This is a genomic window from Pseudomonas sp. F1_0610 (genome assembly GCF_047470865.1).
Lineage (GTDB): Bacteria > Pseudomonadota > Gammaproteobacteria > Pseudomonadales > Pseudomonadaceae > JAZDRH01.
Window position 1 is genome coordinate 1 of sequence record NZ_JAZDRH010000063.1, and the last position, 2,220, is coordinate 2,220.

Genomic DNA, 2,220 nt, shown 5'->3' on the forward strand with positions numbered 1-2,220 from the left:
GAATATACTAGGAGACCTAGATTCTGATGTGATTAATACATATAACATAGATGAAGTTAGAGATGGGATAAGTGGCGTTGTATGGAAGATTTTTCATTACGAAAAAATAGATATAAATGAGTTTAAACGCTTAGTTGAAGCAGCGCTTGCAGGAACAGATAATTATGAATTTTCTAATTTATTAAGACGTTCTATTTCCTGGTGTTGGGATGATGAACCAGAGTCTCCAGTGAAATTTAAATGGGTGTGTGAGCGCTTTTTAGAAGATATTGAATTCTACTCAAACAATCGACAAGACTGGGAGCGTACATAGACTTCATCTGCCACTATCGTTATTGAAGAAGTTTTCAAAAATAGCAAGGAATGTAAAGCTAAAATGCGCAAGGCTACCAAGCCTATAGCGACCTAAACTACGGCGTCCTTGCTAAAGCAGAAACGGGCATTGACCAAAAAACAACCAAACTAGATATTATAAAAATGGAAAGTACATTGATATAATAGATGATGGTAGGATAATATCTTTTGGAAAACAGTGAGGTATATATTATGTGGCATAATTTACATATAAAAAATGTAGGGAGAATAAAGAAAATAGTTGCTGAATTTACGATTACTATGATTCCTATCTTGCCTTATGCAACTATGAAAGTAAAAATCTATGAAAGCCAAACTGGCCATTTTACAGGAGCGACTAATTTAGCAATAAAAAGAAAGTTTGATGACAATTATGAATTTACTGTTGGATCTGGTGATACTATTCAAGGCGCATTAGAAAACACCATTTTAAAGTTTAATGAAAAAATGTCAGAGGATGATTACCTTGAGTTAAATGAACAAGATATAAGCTATGCTGACTGGACAGATTTTTAAATGTTATATCATGATTTAGTGTGTAAATATTATTGTTACCTATCAATGTAAATAATGAAGTATATTAAATTTCTATTGCATTGCTGACTATTAAGATAGACTTATATTATAAGAAAAATCACTTTTAACAAAACTCTCATGAAACTAGCGGGTATTTATTAATCTTTAGCTTCATAAGTAACGATTGTCAAAAGTGATCTAATACATTGTCAGTATAGTATGCGTACTGGTAAAGTGTATGATGCAAAAATTGTTAGTCCAAACATTCAATATCCATTTCCAAGGTAAAGTATGATTGTTTATAATAAGGTTCAGAACGATTATTTCCCTGTAATTGGGATGTATTACTGGCCTGGAGAAAGAAAACACTATTTTTTATATGTTGATTATTTAAGTTCATCTGTTCATGTTTTTGAAGATGTAGAGGTTGATATTATAGATAATAAAATTAAGTATAATTTGGTGTTTGAATATGGAAATGGTGGCTCTAAAGGGTTGTTTCATTGGAGTTTTAGTAATATGGAGAATATGTTTGAAAATTTACTAGAGTACTCAACAGTCGCATTTGATATTTTAATAAATTGCTTAAAGGATGAAGAGTGGTTTAAGGATTATTGTTATAAATATTGTGGTCAGGCTTATTCTGCTTTATATAAAAGTTAGTATCTGTATTTTTGTATAAAGCAGAGTTATTAATGAAATTAAAAATATAAATTAGTGGCTACCAAAATTTGCTGGTAATGGACACAAATGTGGGGAAAGTAATAGAAATTCAATCTAAAATTCATACTAAAATACTTCTGTTCTTAGCAATGAAAGGGGCGTTGAACTTTCACATCAAGCTGCATTAAAGGCACAAATGCATTGGCAACAATTTGCTTTTGATGTGGAAAAGAAAACGCGTAACGAGACAGTAGGAGGTTACCTTTTTAGGGTTACTAGAGACCGAGATGGAGTTATAACAAATGCATTTCCTGTTTTTAACTAATATTAAAGGTGAATTATGAACTTAAATACTCCAATATATTATGACTCGAATGGTAATATAGATTGGTTGGATGATTTGATAGCTTATATTATAGAACAAGAGGGTGCTGACTTATTATCTATAATTTGTTTGTTTTTAGATCAGAATACGTGTCAAATAAAAAATAGAGATTTTATTGATTTTTTAAAGTTAGTTAGTCGTGGTGAATTGATCCTTCCTTGCGAAGGCTTTGCTTTGGAATTAGATAAAGACCTGGATGAGGGTAAAGTATTTGAAGGTGCTGTTTTTGACACTGAAAATATATATAATATACCATCCAATGTAATGCCTATTGAAAAATTTATGAACCTTTTAGAATATAT

At 30.8% G+C, this 2,220-nt stretch carries 4 protein-coding genes; all 4 read left to right on the top strand.

What is annotated here, in order from left to right; all coding sequences use genetic code 11:
- Nucleotides 1-313 (top strand): hypothetical protein (locus tag VQ643_RS16125; protein ID WP_414201508.1); only part of this gene is annotated, 313 nt, incomplete at its 5' end.
- A 233-nt stretch (nt 314-546) separates the two neighbouring features.
- Complete coding sequence (locus VQ643_RS16130) at nt 547-870, top strand: hypothetical protein (RefSeq protein WP_414201510.1); 324 nt, start codon at nt 547-549, stop codon at nt 868-870.
- Nucleotides 871-1,161: 291 nt separating this feature from the next.
- On the top strand, nt 1,162-1,533 hold the full coding sequence (locus tag VQ643_RS16135) for a hypothetical protein (RefSeq protein ID WP_414201512.1): 372 nt from the start codon (nt 1,162-1,164) through the stop codon (nt 1,531-1,533).
- A gap of 340 nt (nt 1,534-1,873) precedes the next feature.
- A partial coding sequence (locus tag VQ643_RS16140; protein WP_414201514.1) for a hypothetical protein occupies nt 1,874-2,220 on the top strand: 347 nt, incomplete at its 3' end.